The sequence below is a fragment of the Nonomuraea sp. NPDC049624 genome, assembly GCF_040675255.1.
In the GTDB taxonomy this organism is placed as follows: domain Bacteria; phylum Actinomycetota; class Actinomycetes; order Streptosporangiales; family Streptosporangiaceae; genus Nonomuraea.
This window is the reverse complement of record NZ_JBFAOR010000009.1, coordinates 274980-299911: the sequence shown is the minus strand read 5'-3', so window position 1 is coordinate 299911 and position 24932 is coordinate 274980. Positions and strand designations below refer to the sequence as shown.

The following is a 24932-nucleotide window of genomic DNA, read 5'->3' as shown; positions in this document are numbered from 1 at the left end:
ACCACCCCGCCCGGCGACCCCGGGGCCCTCGGCCGTCGGGTTCGTCGTGCGTGGACAGGCGCCGTGCCGGAGGCGGGGCACGATGGCGGATGCCAGGGCGAGGGGGTGGGATGGGATGATGGGCCGGTTATGACCGCCTCCCTGCCGTTCCGTCTCGCCCGTGCCGCGGTGTTCGCCGTGGTCTGCGTGGCGCTGGGCGTGCTGGCGCACCTGTTCGGCGGGGGATCGGTCACCGGGCCGGTGGTGGCCGGTGGGCTGCTGCTGGCGTTCGGGGGCGGGGTCGTGGCCTCGGCGCGTGAGCGCACGCTGGCGGTGATCCTGCCGTTGCTGGCGGGCATGCAGGTGGTGCTGCATGTGCTGTTCTCCCTCAGCCATGCCGCCGACGCCTACGCCGCGCTCGTCCACGGCCATTCGGGGCTGGTGCCCGGCGTCGGCATGCTCGTCACGCATGCCGGTGCCACCGGGCTGATCGCCCTGTGGCTGGCCCGGGGCGAGGCCGCTCTGTGGGGGCTGCTGCACCGCCTGGCCGCGCGGCTGTGCCGGGTCCTCCTGGCACTCCTCCCGCGTCCGCTGGGCCAGCCGGTCGTCGTGGTGACGGCGCCCGAGCCGGAGCGGCTGCGCTCGGCGGTGCCGGCACACGCCGCGCCCACGCGTGGCCCGCCGTGCACGCAGGTGATCGCTTTCTCCGGCTGACCCCCGTGGTGCCGGAGTACGTCGTCATGCCCGGCTTCGTCCGGGTCCGCGTGGCCGCGGACGTCGCGGCCGCGTCGAGCGTCCCTGCCTGATCCGCCTCCGGCGCGGTGGGAGATCCCGCCGTGCGCCGAGGCCTGCCTGGAAAGGCCCACCATGCACTCTCTCCGTTCGCGTTCCCCGCTTCTTCCCGCCGCGGCGCTGGCCGTGGCCGTGCTCGTGTCCGGCTGCGGCGGCCAGAGCACGACCGCGTCGGCGTCGCCGGCCGCCGCCGCCACCGTCGCCAGCGCGCCTTCGCCCGCTCTGACCATCACCGACCCCTGGATCAAGACCGGCGGGAAGGGCATGACCGCCGCCTTCGGCACCCTGGTCAACAACACCGACGCGGAGCTGACGGTCGTCTCCGGCACCTCGCCGCTGTCTCCGAAGGTCGAGCTGCACGAAGTGGTGGACTCCGGGGGCAAGATGGTGATGCGCCCCAAGAAGGGCGGGTTCGTGGTCCCTGCTCGCGGTTCCCACCCGCTGGCCCCCGGTGGCGATCACATCATGCTGATGGGCGTCACCGGGAAGGTGGAGCCGGGAGCCGAGGTGCCCTTCACCCTGACCCTCGCCGACGGTTCCACCCTCCGGTTCACCGCGATCGGCAAGGACTTCGCCGGCGGCAAGGAGAACTACCAGCCCGGTGAGGGCGAGCACTGATGGACGCGCACACCGGCAGCAGGTCCCGCCTGACCCGGCGGGGCCTGCTGGCCTCGACCGCCGCCGCCGCGGCCGGCGCGCTCGCGACACAGGCCGCCTCGACGGGCCCGGCCGCGGCGCAGGCCCCTCCGACGGGCTCGGCGGTGGAGCCCTTCCACGGCCCGCACCAGGCCGGGATCGCCACCGTCCCGCAGGCCCACGCCGTCTTCGTCGGACTGGACCTGCGCGGCGGCGTCGGCCGGGAGGCGGTGGCCCGGATGATGCGGCTGCTGACCGACGACGCCCGCCGCCTGACCGCGGGCGGTCCGGCCCTGGCCGACACCGAACCGGAGCTGGCGGTGCTGCCCGCCCGGTTGACCGTCACCTTCGGGTTCGGGCCCGGCCTGTTCGACGCGGTGGGCCTGGCGGACGCGCGCCCGTCCTCGCTGAAGGCGTTGCCCCGCTTCTCCATCGACAAGTTGCAGCCCCGCTGGAACGGCGGCGACCTCCTGGTGCAGATCTGCGCCGACGACCCGCTGACCGTCGCCCACGCCCTCCGCATGATCATCAAGGACGCCCGCGCCTTCACCCGCGTCCGATGGGTCCAGCGCGGGTTCCGGCGGGCCGCCGGGGTGCAGGCGTCCGGGCTGACCCAGCACAACATCATGGGGCAGCTCGACGGGACCGCCAACGCCGTCCCCGGGAGCCCTGTCTTCGACCGGGTGGTGTGGGCCGGCGCGGACGCGCCCGCCTGGCTGCGCGGCGGCACCACGCTGGTGCTGCGGCGGATCCGGGTCGAACTGGAGACGTGGGACGCCGCCGACCGGGTCGCCAAGGAGTTCACGGTCGGCCGCCGCCTGGACACCGGCGCCCCGCTGACCGGGACCGCCGAGCACGACCCGCCCGACTTCGCCGAGCTGACGCCCGTGGGGTTCCCGGTCATCTCCGAGTACGCCCACATCAGGCGGGCGCACAGCGCCGACCCGGCCAAGGGGATCTTCCGTCGCCCCTACAACTACGACGAAGGGCTCACCGCGGCCGGACACCCCGACAGCGGCCTGCTCTTCGCCTCCTACCAGGCCGACGTCGGCGCGCAGTTCCTGCCCATGCAGCGCCGGCTGGCCGAGGCCGACCTGCTCAACGAGTGGACCACGCCGATCGGGTCCGCCGTGTTCGCCATCCTGCCGGGCTGCCCGCCCGGCGGCTGGATCGGGCAGGGACTGCTGGCATGACGCGAGGGGGCCCGCCGACCCGGCGGCGCCACCTCGGTGTCAGGTCAGCGGTCCTCCGGTGACAGGCGGCGCAGCAGGTACGTGTCCATGATCCAGCCCTTGCGCTCGCGGGCCTCGGCACGCAGCCGCCGGATGCGTTCACCGACCTCGGGCACCGGCCCCGACACCAGGATCTCGTCCGGCGTCCCGAGGTAGGCGCCCCAGTAGATGTGGAAGTCGTCGAGACCGGTGAAGGAGGTGTGGGCGTCGAGCATGACCACCATGTCGTCGGCGGTGGGGCCCTGCTCCGCCAGGCGGCGGCCGGTGGTCAGGTGCGTGGGCCGGCCGACCTGGGTCAGCCCGATGCGGTGGCGGGCGGTGAGGGCGGCCACGCTGCTGATCCCGGGGACGACCTCGACGTCGAAGGCGACGTTCCCGCGTCGCCGGATCTCGTCGAGGATGGCGAGCGTGCTGTCGTAGACGGCCGGGTCGCCCCACACCAGGAACGCGCCGGTCTCGCCGGCGCCCAGTTCGTCGCGGATGAGCGCTTCGCAGGCGAGCGAGCGGCGCGAGCGCCAGTCCTCGACGGCGGCGGTGTAGGCGGGGGCGGTGCGGTCGCGTTCCGGGTCGCGGGCCTCGGCGATCCGGTACGGCCTGCGGCCGTGCTCGGCGATCAGGTCGAGGCGGAGCTGGATCAACTCGTGCTTGATCTCGCCCTTGTCGACGATGAAGAACACGTCCGTGGCGGCGATGGCCTTGACCGCCTGCAGGGTGAGATGGTCCGGATCGCCGGCGCCGATCCCGATGACGAGAAGCCGTTTCACCCGCCAAAGTCTGCCAGATAGGCAGATATACGATATCCCTCGCACTTTGCCATAGAGGAGGATCGTGAACCTGGCCGAGCAGGGCGCCGCCTTCGCCGCTTCCCGTCAGCGGGTCGCCGAGGAGCTCCAGCTGACCCGGCGCGACGCGTGATCACGGTCGTCGGGATCGGCGCGGACGGCTGGGACGGCCTGCCCCCGGGCTCGCGCCGCGCGGTGGAGGCCGCCGACGTGCTCATGGGCAGCGTGCGGCAGCTCGGCCTGGTGCCCGCGACGGCCGCCGAACGCGTGCCGTGGCCGTCGCCGCTGCTGCCCGCCCTGCCCGCGCTCATGGACCGGTACGCCGGCCGCGAGGTGTGCGTGCTGGCCAGCGGCGACCCGATGTTCCACGGCATCGGCTCGACCCTGGTCCGGCTGCTGGGCGCGAAGCGCGTCCTGGTGCTGCCGCACGTGTCGTCGTTGTCGCTGGCCTGCGCCCGCCTGGGCTGGCCGGCCGAGCGGGTGGACGTCGTCAGCCTGGTGGGCCGGCCGCCCGCGGCGCTGGCCGCCGCCCTCCAGCCGGGCCGCCGGGTCGTCGTGCTCGGCGCGGGGCCCGGCTCGCCCTCGCTGGTCGCCGGGTTGCTCGTCCGGCACGGGTACGGGCCGAGCCCGATGACGGTGCTGTCGGACCTGGGCGGCCCGCGCGAGTCCGCGCTGCGGGGGACGGCGGAGAGCTGGGCGGAGGGCCAGGCGCCCGCGCTCCACGTGATCGCCGTCGAGTGCGTCCTCGCCCGGGACGCCGAGCCCCTGGCCAGGGTGCCGGGGCTGCCCGACGGCGCCTACGAGCACGACGGGCAGCTCACCAAGCGGGAGGTCCGCGCCGTCAGCCTGTCCCGCCTGGCCCCGATGCCCGGCGAGCTGCTGTGGGACGTGGGCGCGGGGGCGGGCAGCATCGCCGTCGAGTGGATGCGCAGCCACCCGTCGTGCGCCGCCGTGGCGATCGAGAGCAGGGCCGACCGGGCCGCCGCCGTCCGGCGCAACGCCGAGCGGCTCGGCGTGCCGTCGATGCGCGTGGTCGAGGGCAAGGCCCCCGGGGCGCTGGACGGGCTGCCCGAGCCGGACGCGGTGTTCGTCGGCGGCGGCGCGACCGCCCCCGGCCTGCTGGAACGCTGCTGGACGGCGCTGCGCCCCGGCGGCCGGCTGGTGGTGAACGCCGTCACCCTGGAGTCCGAGGCCGTCCTCGCCCACTGGTACGGCAGGCTCGGGGGCGACCTGGTGCGCCTGAGCGTCCAGCGGGCCTCGCCGGTCGGCGGGTTCACCGGCTGGCGGGCGGCGATGCCGGTGACCGTGTGGTCGATCACAAGGAAGGATCAACGATGACGGAGGGGGACCGGCCGTGACCGTGTACTTCGTCGGAGCCGGTCCCGGCGCCGCCGACCTGATCACGCTGCGCGGCCTGCGGCGGCTGGAGGCGTCGCCGGTCTGCCTGTACGCCGGTTCGCTGGTGCCGCGTGAGCTGCTCGACGCCTGCCCGCCGGGGGCCAGGCTGGTGAACACGGCGGACCTGACGCTCGACGAGATCGTCGCCGAGCTGGCCGCCGCCCACCGCGACGGTCTCGACGTGACGCGGCTGCACTCGGGCGACCCGTCGGTGTTCAGCGCCGTGGCCGAGCAGATGCGCAGGCTGGACGCCCTGGGCGTGCCGTACGAGCTGGTGCCGGGGGTTCCGGCGTTCGCGGCGGCGGCGGCCGCGCTGGGCCGGGAGCTGACCGTGCCCGGCGTCGGCCAGACGGTCATCCTGACGCGCACCTCCGCCCGCGCCACCCCCATGCCGGACGGCGAGGACCTCGCGACGCTCGGCGCGAGCCGGGCCACGATGGTGCTGCACCTGGCCGTGCAGCGGATCGACGCCGTGGTGGCCGAGCTGCTGCCCTCCTACGGCCCGGACTGCCCGGTGGCCGTGGTGGCGCGGGCGAGCCGGGCCGACGAGGTGATCCTGCGCGGGACGCTGGCCGACATCGCCGGACAGGTCCACGACGCGGGCATCCGGCGGACGGCCGTGATCGTCGTGGGCCGGGTGTTGTCGGCGACGCAGTTCCCCGACAGCCATCTCTACAGCGACGCCAGGGAGCGGGCGTGCGACGGGTCCTGATCCTCGGCGGCACCGCCGAGGCCCGCGCCCTGGCCGCCGAGCTGGCCGCCGCCCCCGGGCTGCACGTGGTGTCCTCACTCGCGGGACGGGTGAACAACCCGCGGCTGCCCGTGGGCGAGGTGCGGGAAGGCGGGTTCGGCGGGCCGGCGGGCCTGGCCGCGTGGCTGCTGAAGGAGCGCATCGACGTGCTGGTCGACGCCACGCATCCGTTCGCGGAGCGGATGACCGCCTCGGGGGTCGCGGCCTCGTCGGCGACCGGGGTGCCGCTGCTGGTGCTGCGGCGTCCGGGATGGCGGGAGGGACCGGGCGACGCGTGGCTGCGGGTCGGCTCCCTCCAGGCGGCGGCCGGGCTGCTGACCGCGAAGCGGTGGGGCGCGGCCGGCCGGGAGACCCGGGTCTTCCTCACGACCGGGCGCCGCAGCCTGCCGGTGTTCGCGCCGCTGCCCGGCGTGTGGCTGCTGGCCAGGTCGGTGGACCCGCCGGAGGGGCCCGTGCCGGCGAACGTGCACGTCCTGCTGGACCGGGGGCCGTACACCGTCGAGGGCGAGCGCGCCCTGATCCGGGAGCACCGCCTGGACGTGCTGGTGACCAAGGACAGCGGCGGCGGCATGACCACGGCCAAGCTCGGCGCGGCCCGTGAGCTCGGCCTGCCGGTGATCATGGTGGACCGGCCGCCGCTGCCCGCGGGCGTCCGGGCGACGGACAGCGTGGCGGCGGCGGCAGCCTGGGTTCAGGGATAGCGGCGCGGGGTGTAGACGACGCCGCCTTCGGTGGCCCGGGTCGTGGACGAGCCGATGATCAGCAGGCAGCGCATGTCCACCTGGCCCGGGTCCAGCTCGCCGAGCGTGGTGACCGTGACGCTCTCCTCCGGGCCGCCGACGTCGCGGCCGATCACCACGGGGGTGTCCGGCGCCCGGTGCTCCAGCAGCAGGTCCCGGGCGGCGGCGACCTGCCACGTACGGCTCCGCGAGGCCGGGTTGTAGATCGCCAGCACCAGGTCAGCCCGCGCGGCGGCGGACAGCCGGTCGGCCACCACCTTCCACGGCTTGAGCAGGTCGGACAGCGACAGCACGCAGTAGTCGTGCCCGAGCGGCGCGCCCGCCCTGGCCGCGACCGCCTGGGCGGCGGTCAGTCCCGGCACGACCCGCACCGGCACGTCCGGGAAGTCGGCGGCGGCTTCCAGCACGGCGCTGGCCATGGCGAACACGCCCGGGTCGCCGGACGACACGACCGCCACGCGGGCCCCGTCCCGGGCCAGCTCAAGGGCGTGCCTGGCGCGTTCGGCCTCCACCCGGTTGTCGGTGCGGTGGCGGCGCTGGCGCGCGTTCGGGGCCACCCGGTCCACGTACGGGCCGTAGCCGACCAGGTCGGTGGCCGCGGCCAGCGCCTCCTGCGCCTCCGGCGTCAGCCACGGCCGTCCCGCCGGGCCCAGGCCGACCACGGCCACCTCGCCCCGCCCCTCGTCCACCGGGCGCTCGGGGACGAACGTGCGCTCGGCCGGGCTGGCCAGCAGCGCCAGCGAGAAGTACGGGACCCCGTCCGGGTCCACGTCCTTGAGCGGGGCGACCCGCTCGGCGCCCATGGTGGCCCGCTCGACGTACCAGGCGTCGTCGAGGCGGCCCGCCTCGGCCAGCGCGTCGCGCACCTTCCCGAACGTGCGGCCCAGCTTGAGCACGGCGGCCGAGTCGGTGTCGCGCAGCCGCTCGGCCAGCACCTGCGCGGGCAGCGTGCCGGGCAGCACGGTCAGCACCTCGTCCCGCTCGACCAGCGGCCGGCCCAGCACGGCGGCGGCGGCGCTGACCGAGGTCACGCCGGGCACCACCTCGGTCGGGTAGCGGTGGGCGAGCCGCTTGTGCATGTGCATGTAGGAGCCGTAGAACAGCGGGTCGCCCTCGGCCAGCACGACCACGGTGCGGCCCGCGTCCAGGTGGGCGGCCAGGCGTTCGGCGCAGTCGGCGTAGAAGTCGTCGAGCGCCCCCTGGTAGCCGCCGGGGTGGTCGGTGGTCTCCGTGGTCAGCGGGTAGAGCAGCAGCTCCTCGATCTGGCCTTCGCGCATGTACGGCAGCGCGATCGATCGGGCGATGCTGCGGCCGTGCCGGGCGGCGTGGTAGGCGATCACGTCGGCCTCGCCGATCAACCGGGCCGTCCTGACCGTGACCAGCTCGGGGTCGCCGGGGCCCAGGCCGACTCCGTACAGGCGTCCTGACATGGTGCTCACTCCGTCTCGTTCGCGATGGCGTTGATCGCGGCGGCCGTCATCGCACTGCCGCCGCGACGGCCGTGCACCACCAGGTACTCCAGGTCGCTGCCGGCCAGCGCCTGCTTGGACTCGGCCGCGCCGATGAAGCCGACCGGGATGCCGAGCACGGCCGCGGGGCGTCCCGCGCCCTCGGCCACCAGCTCCAGCAGCCGGAACAGCGCGGTCGGCGCGTTCCCGATCGCCACCACCGCCCCCTCCAGGCGGTCGCGCCACAGCTCCAGGGCCGCGGCGCTGCGGGTGGTGCCGAGGCGTTCGGCCAGCTCGGGGACGCGCGGATCGCCCAGCGTGCACAGCACCTCGTTGCCCGCGGGCAGCCTGCGCCGGGTCACGCCGGAGGCGACCATCATGGCGTCGCACAACACCGGCGCGCCGCCGCGCAGCGCCGCCCTGGCCCGCGCGACGACCCGCGGGGACCAGGCCAGGTCGGTCACGAGGTCGGTCATGCCGCACGCGTGGATCATGCGCACCGCCACCTGGGCGACCTCGGGGGGCAGGCCCGTGAGGTCGGTCTCGGCGCGGATGGTCGCGAACGAGCGCCGGTAGATCTCGGCGCCGTCGCGGATGTAGTCGCTCACTCCTGGCGTTCCTCGTATCCGTTGATGGTCGCGATAAGCTGGCGGACCGGGCCGCGCGGCAGGCCGCAGCGCCGCTCGCAACCGGCCCAGTGGACGGGTGTGGCGGGTGCGCGGCCGAGGCTCCGCACCCATTGGCGGGCGTCCGCCCGCACGTCGGCGAGCGCCTTCGCGCAGCCGGGACGGCCGGTGCAGGCGGTGACCCCGGCCCAGGGGGAGTCCGGGTCGGTGACGAGCCCGGCGGCGGCCAGCGCCCGCTCGATCCGGTCCGCCTCGCCGGGGGATCCCGGGGAGCCCGGGGAGCCCGAGGAACCGGGGGAGCCGGGGGAGAGGTCCGGCAGGACGACGGTTCGCCAGGGGGTCAGGCGCACCGGCCGCCCGAGGTCCGCGAGCGCTCCGGCCTGGGCGGACGTCAGACGGCCGAGCGGCACGAGCGCCTCGATCGCCACCCGGCCGTCCCGCTGCGCGATCCTGCCCGCGGACGGGCGGCGCGCGGGGGCGGGTGAGGGCGGCGCGTTCGCGGCGTCCGCGGCCTGCGGGGCGTCGGCGGTGTGGGGCGCCTGCGGGGCCTCCGGGGCGTCCAGTGCGTTCGGGGCGTTCGGTCGGGCTGGTCGGCCGGCGCGCAGGCGGGTGGCGATCGCGGCGGGGCCGTCCGGCAGGTCGCGGATGCGCCAGGCGCGCGGGCCGTCGGGGGACAGCTCGTCCAGGAACGCCTCGGCGGCGTCGATCATGAGCGGCACGGCCGCGTCCGGGGCGACGGTCAGCCCGGTGTCGGCGCCGGCGAGCAGCAGCCGGCCGGTCGCCACGTAGGTGACGTCCGCGCCGAGCCCGGCGACGTCCCGCGTGCCGTCGTCCAGGGCGAACAGGAACCGTCCCGGCAGCGCGGCCAGCCGGGGCCGCGCGCACAGCGCCCGGTCCAGGGCGTCCGCCATCGCCTGCACGTCCAGCAGCCCGTCAGGACCGCGCCCGCTCAGCGGCGAGGCCAGGATGTTGCGCACCCGCTCGTGCGCGGGCGACGGCAGCAGCCCGGCCGCCGCGATGCGCCCGGCGAAGACCTCGGGCGAGCGCAGGCCCCGCACCTGGACGTTCGCCCGCGACGTCAGCTCGATCACGCCCGCTCCCAGCTCGGCCGCGCACCCGGCGAGCACGCGGAGCTGCGCGGCCGACACCGCGCCGCCGGGCAGGCGCAAGCGGGCGAGCGGGCCGTCGGCGGCCTCGTGCACCTGGAGCGCCCCCGGACAGGCATCGGGACGCGTACGTCCGGAAGATTCACCTACGGGCACGAAGGGATCGTAACGCCACTTCTGGGACGGGTCGCTCCTGCCGTAAGCTTCGGCGTAGACGATGGCAATGGGAGGAAGCCGGTGCGAATCCGGCGCGGTCCCGCCACTGTGACCGGGGAGCGAACCCCACCACGAGGCCACTGTCCGGCGACGGACGGGAAGGCCGGGGTGAGCGTCGATCCGGGAGCCAGGAGACTCCTGCCGTCGTGTCACCCGCGACCGGGGCGAGGACCCCGAGGGAGGAATGCGCCGTGCCTGGCGACAGCCGTACCGTTCTGCTGCTCTCCACCTCCGACACCGACCTGCTGAGCGCCCGCGCCTGCGGGGCGGGCTACCGTCTGGGCAATCCCGCCCGGCTGACCGCCGAGGACGTCCCCGGCCTGACGGAGGGCGCCGACCTGGTCGTGGTGCGCCTGCTGGGCGGGCGGCGGGCCTGGCCGGAAGGGCTCGACGCGCTGCTGGCCGGGCCCCGCCCGGTGGTGGTGCTGGGCGGGGAGCAGGCGCCCGACGCCGAGCTGATGGAGTTGTCCACCGTCAGCGGCGGGGTGTGCGCCGAGGCGCACGCCTACCTGGCCCATGGCGGCCCGGCCAACCTGGCCGAGCTGCACGCGTTCCTGTCCGACACCGTCCTGCTGACCGGGCACGGGTTCGAGCCGCCCGTCCCGGCCCCCACCTGGGGACGGCTGGACCGCCCCGCCAGGACCACCGGCGGTCCCGTGGTGGGGGTGCTCTACTACCGGGCCCACCACGTGGCGGGCAACACCGCGTTCGTCGAGGCGTTGTGCGACGCCGTCGAGGACGCGGGCGGGCAGGCGCTGCCGGTCTTCTGCTCGTCCCTGCGCGCGGCCGAGCCGGAGCTGCTGGACACGCTGCGCGCGGCGGACGCCCTGGTCGTCACGGTGCTGGCGGCGGGCGGCTCCCGTCCGGCCACCGCGGGGGCGGGCGGCGACGACGAGGCCTGGGACGTCGGCGCGCTGGCCGAGCTCGACGTGCCGATCCTGCAGGGACTCTGCCTGACCACCACCCGCCAGGCCTGGGAGGAGAACGACGACGGGCTGTCGCCGCTGGACGCCGCCTCACAGGTGGCGATCCCGGAGTTCGACGGGCGGATCATCACGGTGCCGTTCTCGTTCAAGGAGATCGACCCCGACGGGCTGACCGTCTACGTCGCCGACCCCGAGCGGGCCGCCCGGGTGGCGGGCATCGCGGTGCGCCACGGCCTGCTGCGGCACACCCCTCCCGCCGAACGGCGGCTGGTGGTGATGTTGTCGGCGTACCCGACCAAGCACTCCCGCGTCGGCAACGCGGTCGGGCTGGACACCCCGGCGAGCACCGTCCGGCTGCTGGCCCGTCTCGCCGAGGCGGGGTACGACCTGGGCGACGGCTTCCCCGGCGTGGCCGACCAGGACGGCGACGCGCTCGTCCACGCGCTGATCGCCGCCGGCGGCCAGGACCAGGACTGGCTGACCGAGGAGCACCTGGCGGGCAACCCGGTCCGCATCTCCGCCGCCTCCTACGAACAGTGGTACCGGACGCTGCCCGCGGCCCTGCGCGAGGAGATGGAGCGCCACTGGGGGCCGCCGCCCGGAGAGTTGTTCGTGCACGAGGGCGAGGACGGGACCGACATCGTGCTGGCCGCGCTGCGGGCCGGGAACCTCGTGGTGATGGTGCAGCCGCCGCGCGGCTTCGGGGAGAACCCGATCGCCATCTACCACGACCCCGACCTGCCGCCCAGCCACCACTACCTGGCCGCCTACCGCTGGCTGTCGGCCGAGTTCGGCGCGCACGCGATGGTGCACGTCGGCAAGCACGGCAACCTGGAGTGGCTGCCCGGCAAGTCGGCGGGGATGTCGGCCGCGTGCGGCACCGACGCCGCCATCGGCGACCTGCCGCTGGTCTACCCCTTCCTGGTCAACGACCCGGGGGAGGGCACGCAGGCCAAGCGGCGCGCGCACGCCGTGCTGGTGGACCACCTGGTGCCGCCGATGGCCCGCGCCGACACCTACGGCGACATCGCCCGGCTGGAGCAGCTCCTGGACGAGCACGCCACGATCGCCGCCATGGACCCCGCCAAGCTGCCCGCGATCCGGGCGCAGATCTGGACGCTGATCCAGGCCGCCCGGCTCGACCACGACCTCGGGCTGGCCGACCGGCCGCACGACAGCGAGTTCGACGACCTCATCCTGCACGTGGACGGCTGGCTGTGCGAGGTGAAGGACGCGCAGATCCGCGACGGCCTGCACGTCCTCGGCCAGGCGCCCACCGGCCAGGTCCGGGTGGACCTGGTGCTGGCCATGCTGCGCGCCCGCCAGATGTGGGCCGGCCGGGAGACGCTGCCCGGCCTGCGCGAGGCGCTCGGCCTGGCCGAGGACGGCACGGCGGGGCTCGGCGACGTGGACCGCGCGGAGACGACCGCCCGCGCCCTGGTCGAGGCCATGGAGCAGCACGCCTGGGCCCCGGAGGCAGCCCCCGCCGTCGCCCGCGCGGTACTGGACGCGACACCCGGCCTCGCTCCCGACGCGTCGGACGGTACGCCCGGTGCCGCTCCCGCCGCATCGGTGGGCCGTGTGGCCGAGGGACGGGTGGAGCTGGTGGCGCGGGTGCTGGCGTTCGCCGCCGCCGAGATGGTGCCGCGCCTGGCTCGCACCACCGACGAGCTGGATCACGTCCTGCACGCCCTGGACGGCGGCTACGTGCCCGCCGGCCCCAGCGGCTCCCCGCTGCGCGGCCTGGTCAACGTGCTGCCGACCGGCCGCAACTTCTACTCCGTGGACCCCAGGGCGGTGCCCAGCCGCCTGGCCTGGGAGACCGGCCAGGCCATGGCGGAGTCGCTGCTGGAGCGCTACCGCGCCGACACCGGCGAGTGGCCGCGCTCGGTCGGGCTGTCGGTGTGGGGGACCAGCGCCATGCGCACGGCGGGCGACGACGTCGCCGAGGTGCTGGCCCTGCTCGGCGTCCGCCCCGAATGGGACGAGGCGTCGCGTCGCGTCATCCGCCTGGAGCCGATCCCGCTCGCCGAGCTGGGCCGCCCGCGCATCGACGTGACGGTCCGCATCAGCGGCTTCTTCCGCGACGCCTTCCCGCACGTGGTCGGCATGCTCGACGACGCCGTACGGCTGGTCGCGTCGCTGGCGGAGCCGGCCGAGGAGAACTACGTCCGCGCCCACGTGGCCGCGACCGGCGGCGACGAGCGGCTGGCCACCATGCGCGTCTTCGGCTCCGCGCCCGGCGCCTACGGGGCCGGGCTGCTGCCGCTCATCGACAGCCGCAACTGGCGCGACGACGCCGACCTGGCCGAGGTGTACGCCGTGTGGGGCGGCTACGCCTACGGCCGCGACCTCGACGGCGTCGCCGCCCGCCCCCAGATGGAGGACGCCTACCGCCGCATCGCCGTCGCCGCCAAGAACGTCGACACCCGCGAGCACGACATCGCCGACTCCGACGACTACTTCCAGTACCACGGCGGCATGATCGCCACCGTGCGGGCGCTCACCGGCAGGGCCCCGGCCGCCTACGTCGGCGACAGCACCCGTCCCGACGCCGTGCGCACCCGCACCCTGTCGGAGGAGACCTCACGGATCTTCCGCGCCAGGGTCGTCAACCCGCGCTGGCTGGCCGCCATGCGCCGCCACGGCTACAAGGGCGCCTTCGAGCTGGCCGCCACCGTCGACTACCTGTTCGGCTACGACGCCACCACCGGCGTGGTCGCCGACTGGATGTACGACAAGCTGACGGAGACGTACGTGCTCGACCCCGAGAACCAGGCGTTCATGGCCCGCTCGAACCCCTGGGCGCTGCACGGCATCGCCGAACGCCTCCTGGAGGCCGCCGAGCGCGGCATGTGGCAGCACCCCGACCCAGAGGTCCTGCGCGGCCTGCAGGAGGTCTACCTCAAGACCGAGGGCGACCTGGAGGACGACACCAGCCGCTGAGCCAGGCCGGGCGCGCCCGCCCAGTGAAGATGCAGGTAGGACGCGGTCACGCCGGGATCGCCGTACCCGTCGTGGCCGCCGTCCCAGCGGAACAGCGGCTCGCCCGCGTACGTGACGGCCGTCCGGTGGAACTCGTGCCCGCGCAGCCGCTCGCCCGTCCTGGTGAGCGGCGAGCGCCGCAGCGCGACGGCGTCCCGGTAGCCGAGCGTCAGCCGGGACGTCATCCGCGCCCGCCCGGGGACGCGCCCGCACATGCGCTGACCATCCAGTTCGTCGCACAGGTACAGCAGCCCCGCGCACTCGGCGGCGATCGGGCCGGGGAAGGCGGCGACCTGCTGCCGCAGGGGCTCGTTGGCGGCCAGTTCGGCGGCGTACACCTCCGGGAAGCCGCCGCCGATCACGATCGCGCCGGTCCCGTCCGGCAGCCGCGTGTCGCGCAGCGGGTCGAAGACGGCCACCTCCGCACCCGCCGCCCGCAACAGCTCGACCTGCTCGGCGTAGCCGAACGTGAACGCCGCCCCGCCGGCCACGGCCACCACCGGCCGCTCACGCGCAGCCCCCGCCACCTCCGGCTGGTCGCCCGCAGCCCCCCGCGCCTGCGGCCGGTCGCCCGTCGCGCCGGGCGCCGGCGGCGTCCAGGCGGGGCCGCCCAGCGGGGGAGCGGAGCGCGCCAGCCGCAGCAACGCGTCCAGGTCGCACGAACGCGCCACCAGCGCGGCCAGCCGGTCCACGGCGGCGACCGCCTCGGTCCGGCGCTCGGCGGCCGGCACCAGCCCCAGATGCCGGGAGGGGGTGGCCACGGCGTCGTCGCGGCGGATCGCCCCCAGCACCGGCACGCCCGCCGCCGCCAGCGCCGACCGGCACAACTCCTCGTGCCGGTCGGAGCCCACCCGGTTGAGCACCACCCCGCCCACCCGCACGTCCGGGTCGAAGGTGGCGAACCCGTGCACCACCGCCGCCACCGACCTGCTCTGCCGGGCCGCGTCCACGACCAGCACCACAGGCGCGTCCAGCAGCGTCGCGACGTGCGCGGTCGAGGCGAACCCGGTGTCCCCCCTGCCGTCGAACAGGCCCATCACGCCCTCGACCACCGCCACGTCGCACCCGGCCGCGCCGTGCAGGAACAGGGGGGCGACCAGCTCCTCCCCGACGAGCCACGGATCCAGGTTGCGGCCGGTACGGCCGGCGGCCAGCGCGTGATAGCCGGGGTCGATGTAGTCCGGCCCCACCTTGTGCGGCGAGACCCGCAGTCCGCGCGCCCGCAACGCCGCCATGAGCCCGGTGGCCACCGTCGTCTTGCCGCTGCCCGACGACGGCGCGGCGATCACCAGGCGCGGAACTACCACTCGATGCCCTTCTGCCCCTTCTGCCCGGCATCCATGGGGTGGCGTACCTTGCCCATCTCCGTCACCAGGTCGGCGACCTCGATCAGCCGTTCGGGCGCGTCCCTGCCGGTGATCACGACGTGCTGGCTGCCCGGCCGGTCCGTCAGCGTCTCCAGCACGTCGTCCAGATCCAGCCACCCCCACTTCAGCGGGTACGTGAACTCGTCCAGCACGTAGAACCGGTACGTCTGCGCCGCCAGGTCGCGCTTGATCTGCTCCCAGCCCTCACGGGCGTCGGCCGCGTGGTCCTCCTCGGCGCCGGGCCGCTGGATCCACGACCAGCCCTCGCCCATCTTGTGCCAGGTCACCGGGCCGCCCTCGCCCGTCTCACCGAGCACCCTGAGCGCGCGTTCCTCGCCGATGCGCCACTTGGCCGACTTCACGAACTGGAACACCCCGACCGGCCAGCCCTGGTTCCAGGCCCGTAACGCCATCCCGAAGGCGGCCGTGGACTTGCCCTTGCCCGGCCCGGTGTGCACCATCAGCAGCGGACGGGTCCGGCGCTGGCGCGTGGTCAGGCCGTCGTCGGGCACGACAGCCGGTTTTCCCTGAGGCATCCTCAGACCGCCTTCCTGTGGTCACGGACGACCGAACCGAGATCGGCCAGAGAGTCGAGAGGCACGAGCCGCGCGCGCAGCCGGGCGGCCAGCCGGACGGCCAGGCCGAGCCGGACCGGCCCGCCCTCGCAGTCCACGACCACTGACGTCGTGCCGGCCAGCAGCGCGGCGGCCCGGTCCACGTCACCGCCGGCGGTGGCCCGTCCGTCGGTGACCAGCACCAGCAGCGGACGCCTGGCGGGGTCGCGCAGCCGTTCCACCCGCAGCACCTCCGCCGCGCGCACCAGCCCCGCCGCCAGCGGCGTGCGGCCTCCGGTGGGCAGGGAGCGCAGCCGGGCCGCGCCCGCCTCCACCGACGAGGTCGGCGGCAGCGCCACCTCCGCGCCGGCGCCCCGGAACGTGATCAGTCCCACCTTGTCCCGCCGCTGGTAGGCGTCGAGGAGCAGGCTGAGCACGGCCGTCTTGACCGCGGTCATCCGCCTGCGCGCCGCCATCGAGCCGCTCGCGTCCACCACGAAGAGCACGAGGTTTCCCTCCCTGCCTTCGCGCACCACCTCGCGCAGGTCGTCGCCGCGCAGCGCCAGCCCGGGGCCCCGGTGGCCGCGTTCCCGCTGGTGGGGCGCCGCCGCCAGCAGCGTCGCCGGCAGGTGGAGGTCGCGTACGGGGCCGTGCGGGCGGCGCGCGCCGGCGCTCCGGCCGCGCCGGGTCCGGGACCGCGACCGCCGGCCCACCGCCCCCTCGCCGACCCCCGGCACCTCCAGCAGCGGCACCCGGTACGGCGCCGCCACGCCCGCCACCTGCGAGCCCACCTGTGAGGCCGCCTGAGATGCCGCCTCGGAGGCCGCCTGCGTGGCCGGCTGGGGCGCCGACGCTCGGGAGGCCGTCGCGCCCGTGGCGGGTGCCGCGTCCGGAGCGGGACCCCCGGCCATCGGCGGCGCGTCCGCACGGGCGGCTGCGGACCCCGGCGGGTCGGCGGACGTCCGGCCGTCCGCCGGGGGCTCGCCGGCCGGGTGGTCCGGCGTGCCCGGTCCGGTGCCGTCGCCCGGTGGCGGCGTCCCCCCAGGTCCGCCGGCACCGCCGGGCCCGGAGTCGGGGCCGCCGTCCGGGCTGTCGTCCGGGGCGTCGTCGTCCGATGTGCGTTCCAGCAGTTCGTCGAGCAGCGCCTCGTCCAGCCCTGGAGCGTCGAACGGATCGCGCCGCCTGCGATGTGGCAGCGACAGCCGAGCCGCGGCCCGCACGTCCTCGGTCGTCACCGTGTCGCGGCCCTGCCAGGCGGCGTGGGCGATCGCCGCGTTCGCCGTCACCAGGTCGGCACGCAGGCCGTCCACCTCGAAGGCCGCGCACACCGTCGCGATCTGCCGCAGCCGGGCGTCCGGCAACCGCACGTCCGGGACCCGGGACCGCGCGGCGGCGATGCGGGCCGCCAGCGCCGCTTCCTCTGCCGCCCATCGACGCGCGAACGCCGCCGCGTCCGCCTCGAAGGCCAGCCGCCGCCGCACCACCTCGGCGCGCTCCCGCGGGTCGCGGGACGCCCTGACCTCGACCGTCAGCCCGAACCTGTCCAGAAGCTGCGGACGCAGCTCGCCCTCCTCCGGGTTCATGGTGCCCACCAGCAGGAACCGGGCGGCATGGCGCACCGACACCGACTCGCGCTCGACGTAGCACGTGCCCAGCGCGGCCGCGTCGAGCAGCAGGTCCACGAGGTGGTCGTGCAGGAGGTTCACCTCGTCCACGTACAGGACGCCGCGGTGGGCGGCCGCCAGCAGCCCCGGCTCGAACGCCTTCACCCCCTCCGTCAGCGCCCGCTCCACGTCGAGCGAGCCGGCCAGCCGGTCCTCCGACGCGCCGACCGGCAGCTCCACCAGGGCGGCCGGCCGTTCCACCCGCCCGGCGCCCAGCCCGTGCGGCCCATCTGGGCACTCGGGGTCGGGGACGACGGGATCGCAGGCGAACCGGCACCCGGGCACCACGGCCACCGTCGGCAACTGGGCCGCCAGCGCCCGCACGATCGTGGACTTCGCCGTTCCCTTCTCGCCGCGTACGAGCACCCCGCCCACCCGGGGCGACACCGCGTTCAGCACCAGCGCCAGCTTCAGGTCGCCGAGCCCGACGACGGCGCTGAACGGATAGGTGACGATCAAGACTCAGCCTTCCGGTTGACGTGGACCACCCGCCAGCCGTCCCGCGCGACGGTCAGCTCGGTGGTGGACAGAGGGGCCAGGTCGAAACGGGCCGCGCGCAGCGGATCCAGCCCCAGGGCATGGCCGAGCGCCGCCCTGATGGCGCCCGCGTCGCAGACCACGACGGCCCGCGGCTCGTCCCGCACCGAGTCGAGCCAGCCCGCCACCCTGGCGGCGAGCGCGCTCAGCGACTCACCGCCGTGCGGGGCGGCGTGCGGGTCGGCCAGCCAGCTCGCCAGCGCGTCCGGCTCCTCCAGCGCGACCCGCCCGTACGGCAGGCCCCGCCACCGGCCGCAATCCGCCTCCGCCAGGGCGGGAACCTCGCGGGCCGCCAGCCCCATGGCGGCGGCCGTCTGCCGCGCGGCCCTGCCGGGAGCGGTCCATGCCGCCGGCCCCTCGACGGAACCCCACGCGGCGGCCCTGGTCAGGCTCGCCGCGTCGGCGTCCTCGTCGGCGGGAAAGCAGCCGGCCCGCATCCCCGGCGTCGTGGCATGCCGGACGAACAGCACCTTGCTCAGCTCGGCGCCGCGACCAGCGGATGAGCCGCCGCGCGCCGTTCGGCCCGGTCGCTCGCCCAGCCGAACAGCACGCCGAACGCCGTCCAGAAGACGAGCTGCGTGCCGATCGAGGCGAGCCGGAACTCCCACAGCAGCGTGGCGGGGAACCCCTCGGGCACCTCATTGACCGCCGGCAACAACCACCACGCGGCGACGACGGGCACGAGGAACGCGACCGCCGCCGCCGTCCAGCGCGCCCACGGGCCGCCCTCGACGCGCCGGGCCGTCGCCACCGCGATCGCCGTCGCCGCCAGCCCGACGAGGATCATCACCACGTAGAGCAGCGTGCGGCTGTTGATGGTGTCCGGATCGCCCACCGCAGGCGGGTTGGCCGGATACTTCACGAAGGGCACGAGGATGATCGCGGTGAACGCCGTGCCGGCCGCGGCCACCGCCAGCCGCCCGTCGGAACGCGGGCCGACCCGCCCGCGCAGCCCGGCGAACACCAGGGCGAACACCCCGCCCACGGCGAGCCCGTAGAGCCCGGTGGCCAGGAACAGCCCCGCCTTCTGCACGGGCCTGCTGACCACGGCGTCCTCGCCGTGACCGTGCCCGGCCGCTTCGGCGTGACCGTGCTCGGCCGCTTCGGCGTGACCGTGCTCGGCCGCTTCGGCGTGGCCGTGCTCGGCCGTCCCGGCGTCCGGATCGGGCGCCCCGGCCTGGGCGGCGGCCTCCTCCAGGGCGATCGCGTGGTCCACGCGAGGTTCACCGAAGGCGAAGGCGAAGGCGCCCGCGATCAGCCCGGCCAGCAGCCCGATGAGCAGACCTCTGGCCAGGAAGGTGCGTACCATGCCCCGGCCCTCAGTGGCAGGGCACGCCGAGCAGGTGACGCCCGTCGTGCATCAGCTCGTGCAGGAAGGTGCCGGTCTGGGAGATGGCGCCGTTGTCCATCAGAACCAGGTAGGCGACCAGCAGCAGCACGGGCACGGCCAGCAGCAGCCAAGGGCGCAGGCGGGGAAAGGGAATCGTCGACGGGGTGGACAGCCCGGTCATGTCAAGCCTCCTCAGGGGTCACGCGTCCCATATCACGAGGTCACGGCTGCCAAGCGACCTGGCTCCCGGGATCTGCGTCCCGGATACAGTGGCGCGTCCGCACCGGCATCTCACCGGATTTCCCTTGGACAACCGTGAAATCTACCGGAACGTATCCTTTCCTCACGTTCGCGTCAACAGGCGCCCGGTGACCCTCCGTCACCTGCCGCTACGCCGCGTGCCTTTGTGAAAGGCCCAGAATTCTACCTCGCCGAGTGGACGGGTTTAGCCTGCGTTGGCAATTCGACCGCATATCCACAGCCGCGTCGGGCATCGAGCGAAGGAGGAGGATCCGGTGCCATGAATGTTGCCCGCGACGTACGCGACCGCTATACGGACGCGTTCAACGCCCACGACATGAAGGCACTGCTCAGCACTTTCAGCCCGACCGGGGTGTCCATCAGCCCCGAAGGCGTTTCCCAGGGACACGCCGAGCTGGCCTCCTATCTGGAGGAGTTCTGGACGGCGTTCCCCGACGTCCGGGCCGTGATCACGGAGTCCTCCGAGGGCGAGGCCACGACCGTCGACGAGCTTCTCATGGTGGGAACTCACCGAGGGCCGTACGCCATGGCCGACGGTCAGGTGCTGACCGCGACGGGTCGTCCCCTTCGTTTGCGTTGCTGTTATGTCTGCACGGTGGAAGACGGGCTCATAACGAGTCTGCGCCTCTATTTCGATCAATTGGAGTTGCTCACCCAGCTCTCCGCCTCGGTGACTCTGCAGTGCCCTTGACGAATTGCCCGACGCGATCCCGCGCCCGCCCGTCCTGCACCTGACAGAGGTACCTTCAGCAGGGCTCTGGTTGATCTTCACGGCCGGCCGCACGCTGGCCGCATGACGACCGAAACCCACGACATGACCGCCGCCGGCACGACCCCGCGATGGGGGCCGCGCGGCTGGCTCGTCCTCATCACGTTGTGCGGCGCGACGTTGATGACCGGGCTGGACTACTCGATCATCACGGTGGCGCTGCCGGAGATCGGCAGGGACCTCGGCTTCTCCTCCGCCTCGGCGCTGCAGTGGGTGGCCACCGCCTGCCTGCTGCCGACGGCCGCGTTGATGCCCTTGTTCGGACGCGCGTCCGACATGGTGGGCAGGCGCCGGTTGTTCGTCATCGGCGTGGCGGCGTTCTCGGCGTTCTCGTTGCTGGCCGGGCTGGCGCCGACCCCGGGGCTGCTGGTGGCGGCCCGCGCGGGACAGGGCGTGGCCGCGGCCATGATCGGCCCGACCGCGCTGGCGCTGATGACCGGCACGTTCCAGGAAGGGCCGCAGCGCACCAGGGCGCTGGGCGTCAACGGCGCCCTGCTGTCGCTGGGCTTCGTCGTCGGGACGATCGGCGGCGGCCTCATCACCAGCGGACTGAACTGGCGCTGGACGATGCTCGTCCTGTTCGGCATCGGCGTCCTGGTCATGACGGGCGCGGTGACGGTGGTGCGGGAGACGGCCGTACGCGGCCGCGCCAGGCTCGACGTGCCCGGCGCGCTCCTGGCGAGCGGCGGCCTGTTCGCCCTGGTCTACGACATCTCGACCGGCAGGTCGGCGGGCTGGGGCAGCCTGCCGACGCTGGCGACGCTGACGGCCGCGGCCCTGGTCGCGGGCGGCTTCGCGGCCAGGATGATCAGCACGCGCGGGACGGCGGCGACCATCGTCACCGGCCTGACCGTGCAGGCCGCCGGCACCGCCGCCATGGTGTTCCTGCCGGCCCAGGGCGGCCTGGTCCTGCTGCTGGCGACGTCGGCCACCATGGGGTTCGGGCACGTCCTGACGGTGGTGGCCGCCGTCACGACCATCACGTCCGGGCTGGACGAGGCCGACCAGGGCGTGGCGGGAAGCCTCGCCCAGATGCCCACCTTCGTCGGCGCCGTCGGCGTGGCGGGGCTCACCGCGATCGCCGCCGCCCGTACGGAAGCGTTCGCCTCCGTCGCCACCGAGGCGTCGGCCACCCTCGGCGGCCTGCACGCCGCCTTCCTGGTGGCCGGCGCCGTGGCGCTGACCGGCGCATTCGTCGGCGGCGCCCTGCTGCGCCGCCCCGCCCCGGCCGCGTGACCGTGCTTCCGAGGCCCTACGGTGAGACGGCGGCGGCCAGCTCGGCCAGCCGCCGCAACCGTTCCTCCGACGGCGAACCCGCCTCGGCCTGGAAGACCGTCACGCCCTGCCCTTCGTCGTCGGGCGTGCGCAGCAGCTCGGCGGTGAGGGTCATGACGCCCACCTCCGGATGCCGGTAGTCGCGCGAGATCGAGGCGCAGTTGCTCACCGGGTGCTCGGTCCACATCGAGCGGAACTCAGGACTGAGCGCCAGCAGCTCCTTGACCAGCGCGGTCAGCCCTTCGTCGGTGGGGAACCGGCTCAGGGAGCCCTCCAGGTAGGCGATGTCGTCGCGGGCCTTCTGCGTCCAGTCGACATACAGCCCGCGGGAGAACTCCAGCTCCAGGAAGTCGAGGCGGACGAAGTTCGGCTTCTCCGCCCCCTCGAAGGGCCAGTGCGGGGCGAGCAGCGCATGCGCCGGACGGTTCCAGGCCAGGATGTCGCCCCGCCGGCCGACCGCGATCGCGGGCCGGTCGGTGAAGGCGCCGACCATCAGCCTGATGCCGGGACGCAGCTGCTCCGGCTTGGCCTTCGCCCCGGCGCGGGCGGCCCTGGCCAGCCGGTGCAGATGGGCCAGCTCGTCGTCGTCCAGCCGCAGGACGCGGGCCACGGCGTCCAGGACGTCGTCGGAGACGTTGGGGCTCTGCCCCTGCTCCAGGCGGGTGTAGTAGCCGACGCTGACTCCGGCCAGCGGCGCCAGCTCCTCCCTGCGCAGCCCCGCGACGCGCCGATGCCTGACCCCTGAGCTCAGGCCCACGTCCTCAGGCCGCAGCCGGGCCCGTCGAGACCGCAGGAACATACCAAGCGCAGAAGCGGGATACAAAGCACCAAGCCTGCCAAACTCCCCACCCTTCCCTGCCGGGTGGGGTCAGACGGCGATCGGGGCTTCGTGTTCGGCGTCCTTCGGCGAGGTCCGCGGGCGGGGAAGGACGAGGTAGGTGAGGGCCAGTCCGATCAGGCTCAGGGCCGCGCCCGCCAGGCCGGTCCACCGCAGGGCGCCGGCGGCGACGATCGTGCCGCCGATGACCGAGCCGGCTGCGGCCCCGAGGTTGAAGGCGCCGACGTTGGCGGAGACCGCCAGGTTCGGGGCGGCGCCCGCGTGGTGCAGGATCAGTCCCTGCAGCGGGGCGATGGTCGCGGTGGCGAGCAGGCCGAGCATCAGGACCGCGGCCACGGCGGCAGGCTGCCACACCACGGCGAACGGGACCAGCAGGAGCGTCCCCGCCAGCCCGCCGAAGACCCCCCGTACGGTGGCGCTCATCGACTTGTCGGTCAGCCTGCCGGCAGTGAGGTTGCCGATGAAGCTGCCCGCGCCGTAGGCGAGCAGCAGGCCGGAGACCGCCGCGGCGGAGAAGCCGGAGACGCGGGTCAGCAGCGGGGCGATGTAGGTGAACACCGTGGCGACCCCGGAGAAGCCCACCGCGGTGGTGGCGATGGCGAGCATGACCGGCCGGCGCGTCACCACGCGCAGCTCGTCCCGCAGCCGCGTGGACGGCGCCTCCTGCCGGGGCAGGACGGCCGCCAGAAGCACGGTGCCCACCAGGGACAGAACGGTCAGCACGGCGAAGGGCGCCCGCCAACCGGCGCTCTCCCCGAGCAGCGCGCCCAGAGGCACGCCGAGGAGCGTGGCCACGGTGAAGCCGGAGGCCACGGTGGCGATGGCCGAGCCCGTCCGCTCGGCCGGGACCACCCGGGTCGCCGTCACCAGCGCCAGAGCCAGGAAGGCGGCGTGGCTGAGCGAGGACACCACGCGGCCCGCCAGCAGCAGGCCGAACGACGGCGCCGCCGCGCTGATCGCGCTGCCCACAGCGAACAGCAGCATCAGGCCTATGGCGAGCCCCTTGCGCGGCAGACGCGAGGTCAGCAGGGCCATGAGCGGCCCCCCGGCCACCACTCCGAGCGCATAGGCGGTCACCGCCTGCCCGGCGGTGCCCACGGAGACGTCGAGATCAGCTCCGACCTGGGGCAGCAACCCGGCGATCAGGTACTCCGAGGTGCCCACGACGAAGACGCTTGAGCACAATGCCGCGAGCGTCGCGAAACCCTTGTCCATCTTCATGGCGTAGACGCTAAAGTCTCACATCGATATGAGAGTCAAGGCGGCCGGGGGGATGACCGGCTCGCCGTCAGGAGGTCGTCGTGCGCATCGGTGAGCTGTCCCGGCGGACCGGCGTGGCCGTCCACCTGCTGCGCTACTACGGGGAACAGGGTCTGCTGCACCCGCAGCGGCGCCCCAGCGGCTACCGGGAGTACGCCGAGGAGGACGTCGCCGTCGTCCGCCGCATCCGCAGCCTGCTGGCCGCCGGCCTGAACACCTCGACGATCATGACGGTCCTGCCGTGCCTGCGGGACGCCGGCGACCGCCTCGTCCCCACCTGCCCGGACCTGCTCGCCGACCTCCACCAGGAGCGCGACCGCATCGCCCAGGCCATCAGCGACCTCCAGGCCTCCATGAACGCGCTCGACGACGTCATCGCCGCCGCCCCGGCCGACGTCACTCGCCGGGCCCTGGCCTCGCTCGGCGGTTGAATCCTCTGTCGTGCTGACACGGCACGGGGAAGATCGTGAGGATGTGGGCATGAGTTCATCACAGTCCTCCGCCGGCCGCGGGTCCGGGCCGGACACGACCTCAGGCGGGCCGGGGGATAGCGCCGGCGCAGCGTCCCACACCTCCGGGTCTGCCCCGGATCACCGCTACTTGCTGGACAACGCCCGGGCGGAGGCGGGCGAGCGGTTCACCTGGCTGGCCGAGCTGTTCGACGGCGTCACCCGGGGGCACCTCGACCGGCTCGGCCTGACGGCGGGCTGGCGTTGCTGGGAAGTCGGCGCGGGCGGCCCCGGCATTCCCGAGGCGCTCGTCACGGCCGTCGGGCCGACCGGTTACGTGCTGGCCACGGACATCGATCCCTCCTGGCTGGACCCGCACGCCGGGTACGAGGTGCTCCGGCACGACGTCGTCGCCGACCCGCCGCCGCAGCCGGGCACGTTCGACCTGGTGCACGCCCGGCTCGTGCTCGTCCACGTGCCCGACCGGGCGCGGGCGCTGGCGACGATGGCGGCGGCGCTGCGTCCCGGCGGCCGGCTGCTGATCGAGGACGCCGACACCGAGCTGCAGCCGCTGGCCTGCCTCGACGAGGTCGGCCCGGCACAGCGGCGCGCCAACCGGCTGCGGCGCGCCGTCCGGGAGTTGCTGACCCGTCGCGGCGCCGACCTGCGCTACGGCCGTACGCTGCCGCGGGCGTTGCGGGCGGCCGGCCTGGTCGACGTCGCGGCGGCCGGCTGCTTCCCGGTCGGCGGGGTGGCCTGCGACCGGCTGGAGGCCGCGACGGTGCGCATGGTCCGCGCCGAGTTGCTCGCCGCCGGTCTGGCCGACGACGCCGAGATCGACGCGCACCTGGCCGCCGTCGAGGCCGGCGAGCTCGATCTCACCCTCGCGCCGCTGATCTCGGCATGGGGACGCCGCCCGGAACAGCCCGGGGCGCCCGAACCGCGATGAGCCGTGGTGAGACTCGGCTCCCCGGTGGTCGTCAGGGACGGGAAGTTGCTGCGGAAGGCGCC

Annotated in this window: 23 protein-coding genes and 2 riboswitches; of the genes, 11 read left to right on the top strand and 12 right to left on the bottom strand. The window is 74.8% G+C overall.

Annotation, left to right across the window (positions count from 1 at the left end; genetic code table 11):
- Positions 1-129: 129 nt before the first annotated feature.
- The 3 genes from AB0J76_RS35245 to AB0J76_RS35235 all read left to right on the top strand — a co-directional run bounded on the left by AB0J76_RS35245 (position 130) and on the right by AB0J76_RS35235 (position 2600).
- On the top strand, positions 130-693 hold the full coding sequence (locus tag AB0J76_RS35245; RefSeq protein WP_352327291.1) for an MFS transporter: 564 nt from the start codon (positions 130-132) through the stop codon (positions 691-693).
- A gap of 153 nt (positions 694-846) precedes the next feature.
- Positions 847-1389 carry a copper chaperone PCu(A)C gene (locus AB0J76_RS35240; RefSeq protein WP_352327290.1) on the top strand — a complete coding sequence of 181 codons (543 nt, stop codon included), beginning with the start codon at positions 847-849 and terminating at the stop codon, positions 1387-1389.
- Positions 1389-2600 (top strand): Dyp-type peroxidase, encoded by a 1212-nt coding sequence (locus AB0J76_RS35235; RefSeq protein WP_352327289.1) that lies wholly within the window; start codon positions 1389-1391, stop codon positions 2598-2600. Before AB0J76_RS35240 ends, AB0J76_RS35235 begins: the two co-directional genes overlap by 1 nt.
- A 44-nt stretch (positions 2601-2644) precedes the next feature.
- Here the strand turns inward: AB0J76_RS35235 and cobF are convergent, their stop codons facing one another.
- Positions 2645-3403, bottom strand: coding sequence for a precorrin-6A synthase (deacetylating) (gene cobF, locus AB0J76_RS35230; RefSeq protein WP_352327288.1), 759 nt, complete (start codon positions 3401-3403; stop codon positions 2645-2647).
- Between the two features lie 147 nt (positions 3404-3550).
- On the opposite strand from cobF, the gene cbiE reads away from it, so the two are divergent.
- Genes cbiE through AB0J76_RS35215 form a run of 3 tightly spaced genes read left to right on the top strand, consistent with a single transcriptional unit; the run spans position 3551 to position 6271 of the window.
- Positions 3551-4759: a precorrin-6y C5,15-methyltransferase (decarboxylating) subunit CbiE gene (cbiE, locus tag AB0J76_RS35225; RefSeq protein WP_352327287.1), complete on the top strand. Its 1209-nt coding sequence runs from the start codon at positions 3551-3553 to the stop codon at positions 4757-4759.
- 16 nt (positions 4760-4775) lie between these two features.
- On the top strand, positions 4776-5531 hold the full coding sequence (gene cobM / locus AB0J76_RS35220) for a precorrin-4 C(11)-methyltransferase (RefSeq protein WP_352327286.1): 756 nt from the start codon (positions 4776-4778) through the stop codon (positions 5529-5531).
- Positions 5516-6271, top strand: a complete 756-nt coding sequence (locus tag AB0J76_RS35215) for a cobalt-precorrin-6A reductase (RefSeq protein ID WP_352327285.1) — start codon at positions 5516-5518, stop codon at positions 6269-6271. Before cobM ends, AB0J76_RS35215 begins: the two co-directional genes overlap by 16 nt.
- Here AB0J76_RS35215 and AB0J76_RS35210 read toward each other — a convergent pair.
- Genes AB0J76_RS35210 through cobG form a run of 3 tightly spaced genes read right to left on the bottom strand, consistent with a single transcriptional unit; the run spans position 6262 to position 9646 of the window.
- Positions 6262-7740: a precorrin-2 C(20)-methyltransferase gene (locus AB0J76_RS35210; RefSeq protein ID WP_352327292.1), complete on the bottom strand. Its 1479-nt coding sequence runs from the start codon at positions 7738-7740 to the stop codon at positions 6262-6264. The two genes, AB0J76_RS35215 and AB0J76_RS35210, sit on opposite strands and share 10 nt — an antisense overlap.
- A 5-nt stretch (positions 7741-7745) precedes the next feature.
- Positions 7746-8366: a precorrin-8X methylmutase gene (locus tag AB0J76_RS35205; protein ID WP_352327284.1), complete on the bottom strand. Its 621-nt coding sequence runs from the start codon at positions 8364-8366 to the stop codon at positions 7746-7748.
- Positions 8363-9646: a precorrin-3B synthase gene (gene cobG / locus AB0J76_RS35200; RefSeq protein WP_352327283.1), complete on the bottom strand. Its 1284-nt coding sequence runs from the start codon at positions 9644-9646 to the stop codon at positions 8363-8365. The genes AB0J76_RS35205 and cobG overlap by 4 nt, the downstream gene beginning before the upstream one ends.
- Before the next feature lie 71 nt (positions 9647-9717).
- Positions 9718-9844, top strand: a riboswitch (cobalamin riboswitch).
- A gap of 53 nt (positions 9845-9897) precedes the next feature.
- Between cobG and cobN the strand changes: the two genes are divergently transcribed.
- On the top strand, positions 9898-13578 hold the full coding sequence (gene cobN, locus AB0J76_RS35195; RefSeq protein WP_364392001.1) for a cobaltochelatase subunit CobN: 3681 nt from the start codon (positions 9898-9900) through the stop codon (positions 13576-13578).
- On the opposite strand, the gene AB0J76_RS35190 is transcribed toward cobN, so the two are convergent.
- From AB0J76_RS35190 to AB0J76_RS35165, 6 genes are read right to left on the bottom strand one after another with little or no spacing between them, the layout of a single operon-like run.
- The gene (locus tag AB0J76_RS35190) at positions 13533-14909 is read right to left on the bottom strand and encodes a cobyrinate a,c-diamide synthase (RefSeq protein WP_352330743.1); all 1377 of its coding nucleotides are present in this window, start codon (positions 14907-14909) and stop codon (positions 13533-13535) included. The genes cobN and AB0J76_RS35190 overlap by 46 nt on opposite strands.
- 8 nt (positions 14910-14917) lie before the next feature.
- A complete protein-coding gene (gene cobO, locus AB0J76_RS35185) occupies positions 14918-15520 on the bottom strand; it encodes a cob(I)yrinic acid a,c-diamide adenosyltransferase (protein WP_352330740.1) in 603 nt (200 codons plus the stop codon).
- Positions 15521-15522: 2 nt separating this feature from the next.
- The gene (locus tag AB0J76_RS35180; RefSeq protein ID WP_364391998.1) at positions 15523-17661 is read right to left on the bottom strand and encodes a VWA domain-containing protein; all 2139 of its coding nucleotides are present in this window, start codon (positions 17659-17661) and stop codon (positions 15523-15525) included.
- On the bottom strand, positions 17658-18209 hold the full coding sequence (locus AB0J76_RS35175; protein WP_352320004.1) for a histidine phosphatase family protein: 552 nt from the start codon (positions 18207-18209) through the stop codon (positions 17658-17660). The genes AB0J76_RS35180 and AB0J76_RS35175 overlap by 4 nt, the downstream gene beginning before the upstream one ends.
- Positions 18210-18214: 5 nt before the next feature.
- On the bottom strand, positions 18215-19048 hold the full coding sequence (locus AB0J76_RS35170; protein ID WP_352320003.1) for a CbtA family protein: 834 nt from the start codon (positions 19046-19048) through the stop codon (positions 18215-18217).
- A gap of 10 nt (positions 19049-19058) precedes the next feature.
- Positions 19059-19250: a CbtB domain-containing protein gene (locus AB0J76_RS35165; RefSeq protein WP_352320001.1), complete on the bottom strand. Its 192-nt coding sequence runs from the start codon at positions 19248-19250 to the stop codon at positions 19059-19061.
- A 34-nt stretch (positions 19251-19284) separates the two neighbouring features.
- Positions 19285-19414, bottom strand: a riboswitch (cobalamin riboswitch).
- 175 nt (positions 19415-19589) lie between these two features.
- Here AB0J76_RS35165 and AB0J76_RS35160 point away from each other — a divergent pair.
- Together AB0J76_RS35160 and AB0J76_RS35155 are read left to right on the top strand one after the other, a co-directional pair.
- Positions 19590-20021, top strand: coding sequence for a nuclear transport factor 2 family protein (locus tag AB0J76_RS35160; protein WP_352319999.1), 432 nt, complete (start codon positions 19590-19592; stop codon positions 20019-20021).
- A 102-nt stretch (positions 20022-20123) separates the two neighbouring features.
- A complete protein-coding gene (locus tag AB0J76_RS35155; protein ID WP_352319997.1) occupies positions 20124-21335 on the top strand; it encodes an MFS transporter in 1212 nt (403 codons plus the stop codon).
- Positions 21336-21351: 16 nt separating this feature from the next.
- On the opposite strand, the gene AB0J76_RS35150 is transcribed toward AB0J76_RS35155, so the two are convergent.
- Both AB0J76_RS35150 and AB0J76_RS35145 read right to left on the bottom strand, forming a co-directional pair.
- Positions 21352-22173 (bottom strand): helix-turn-helix transcriptional regulator, encoded by an 822-nt coding sequence (locus tag AB0J76_RS35150; RefSeq protein WP_352319996.1) that lies wholly within the window; start codon positions 22171-22173, stop codon positions 21352-21354.
- A 69-nt stretch (positions 22174-22242) separates the two neighbouring features.
- Entirely contained in the window at positions 22243-23433 is a 1191-nt protein-coding gene (locus AB0J76_RS35145; RefSeq protein ID WP_364391992.1) for an MFS transporter, read from the bottom strand.
- Between the two features lie 80 nt (positions 23434-23513).
- On the opposite strand from AB0J76_RS35145, the gene AB0J76_RS35140 reads away from it, so the two are divergent.
- Positions 23514-23903: a MerR family transcriptional regulator gene (locus AB0J76_RS35140; RefSeq protein WP_352319993.1), complete on the top strand. Its 390-nt coding sequence runs from the start codon at positions 23514-23516 to the stop codon at positions 23901-23903.
- 169 nt (positions 23904-24072) lie between these two features.
- Positions 24073-24870, top strand: a complete 798-nt coding sequence (locus AB0J76_RS35135; protein WP_352319992.1) for a methyltransferase domain-containing protein — start codon at positions 24073-24075, stop codon at positions 24868-24870.
- Positions 24871-24932: the final 62 nt, after the last annotated feature.

Excerpts from the sequence above, each read along its gene's own strand:
- AB0J76_RS35170 (WP_352320003.1), bottom strand. The coding sequence starts at position 19,048 with ATGGTACGCACCTTCCTGGCCAGAGGTCTGCTCATCGGGCTGCTGGCC.
- cobO (WP_352330740.1), bottom strand. The coding sequence starts at position 15,520 with ATGCCTCAGGGAAAACCGGCTGTCGTGCCCGACGACGGCCTGACCACG.
- AB0J76_RS35240 (WP_352327290.1), top strand. The coding sequence starts at position 847 with ATGCACTCTCTCCGTTCGCGTTCCCCGCTTCTTCCCGCCGCGGCGCTG.
- AB0J76_RS35245 (WP_352327291.1), top strand. The coding sequence starts at position 130 with ATGACCGCCTCCCTGCCGTTCCGTCTCGCCCGTGCCGCGGTGTTCGCC.
- AB0J76_RS35155 (WP_352319997.1), top strand. The coding sequence starts at position 20,124 with ATGACGACCGAAACCCACGACATGACCGCCGCCGGCACGACCCCGCGA.
- AB0J76_RS35160 (WP_352319999.1), top strand. The coding sequence starts at position 19,590 with ATGAATGTTGCCCGCGACGTACGCGACCGCTATACGGACGCGTTCAAC.
- AB0J76_RS35165 (WP_352320001.1), bottom strand. The coding sequence starts at position 19,250 with ATGACCGGGCTGTCCACCCCGTCGACGATTCCCTTTCCCCGCCTGCGC.
- AB0J76_RS35150 (WP_352319996.1), bottom strand. The coding sequence starts at position 22,173 with ATGTTCCTGCGGTCTCGACGGGCCCGGCTGCGGCCTGAGGACGTGGGC.
- AB0J76_RS35210 (WP_352327292.1), bottom strand. The coding sequence starts at position 7,740 with ATGTCAGGACGCCTGTACGGAGTCGGCCTGGGCCCCGGCGACCCCGAG.
- AB0J76_RS35145 (WP_364391992.1), bottom strand. The coding sequence starts at position 23,433 with ATGAAGATGGACAAGGGTTTCGCGACGCTCGCGGCATTGTGCTCAAGC.
- AB0J76_RS35235 (WP_352327289.1), top strand. The coding sequence starts at position 1,389 with ATGGACGCGCACACCGGCAGCAGGTCCCGCCTGACCCGGCGGGGCCTG.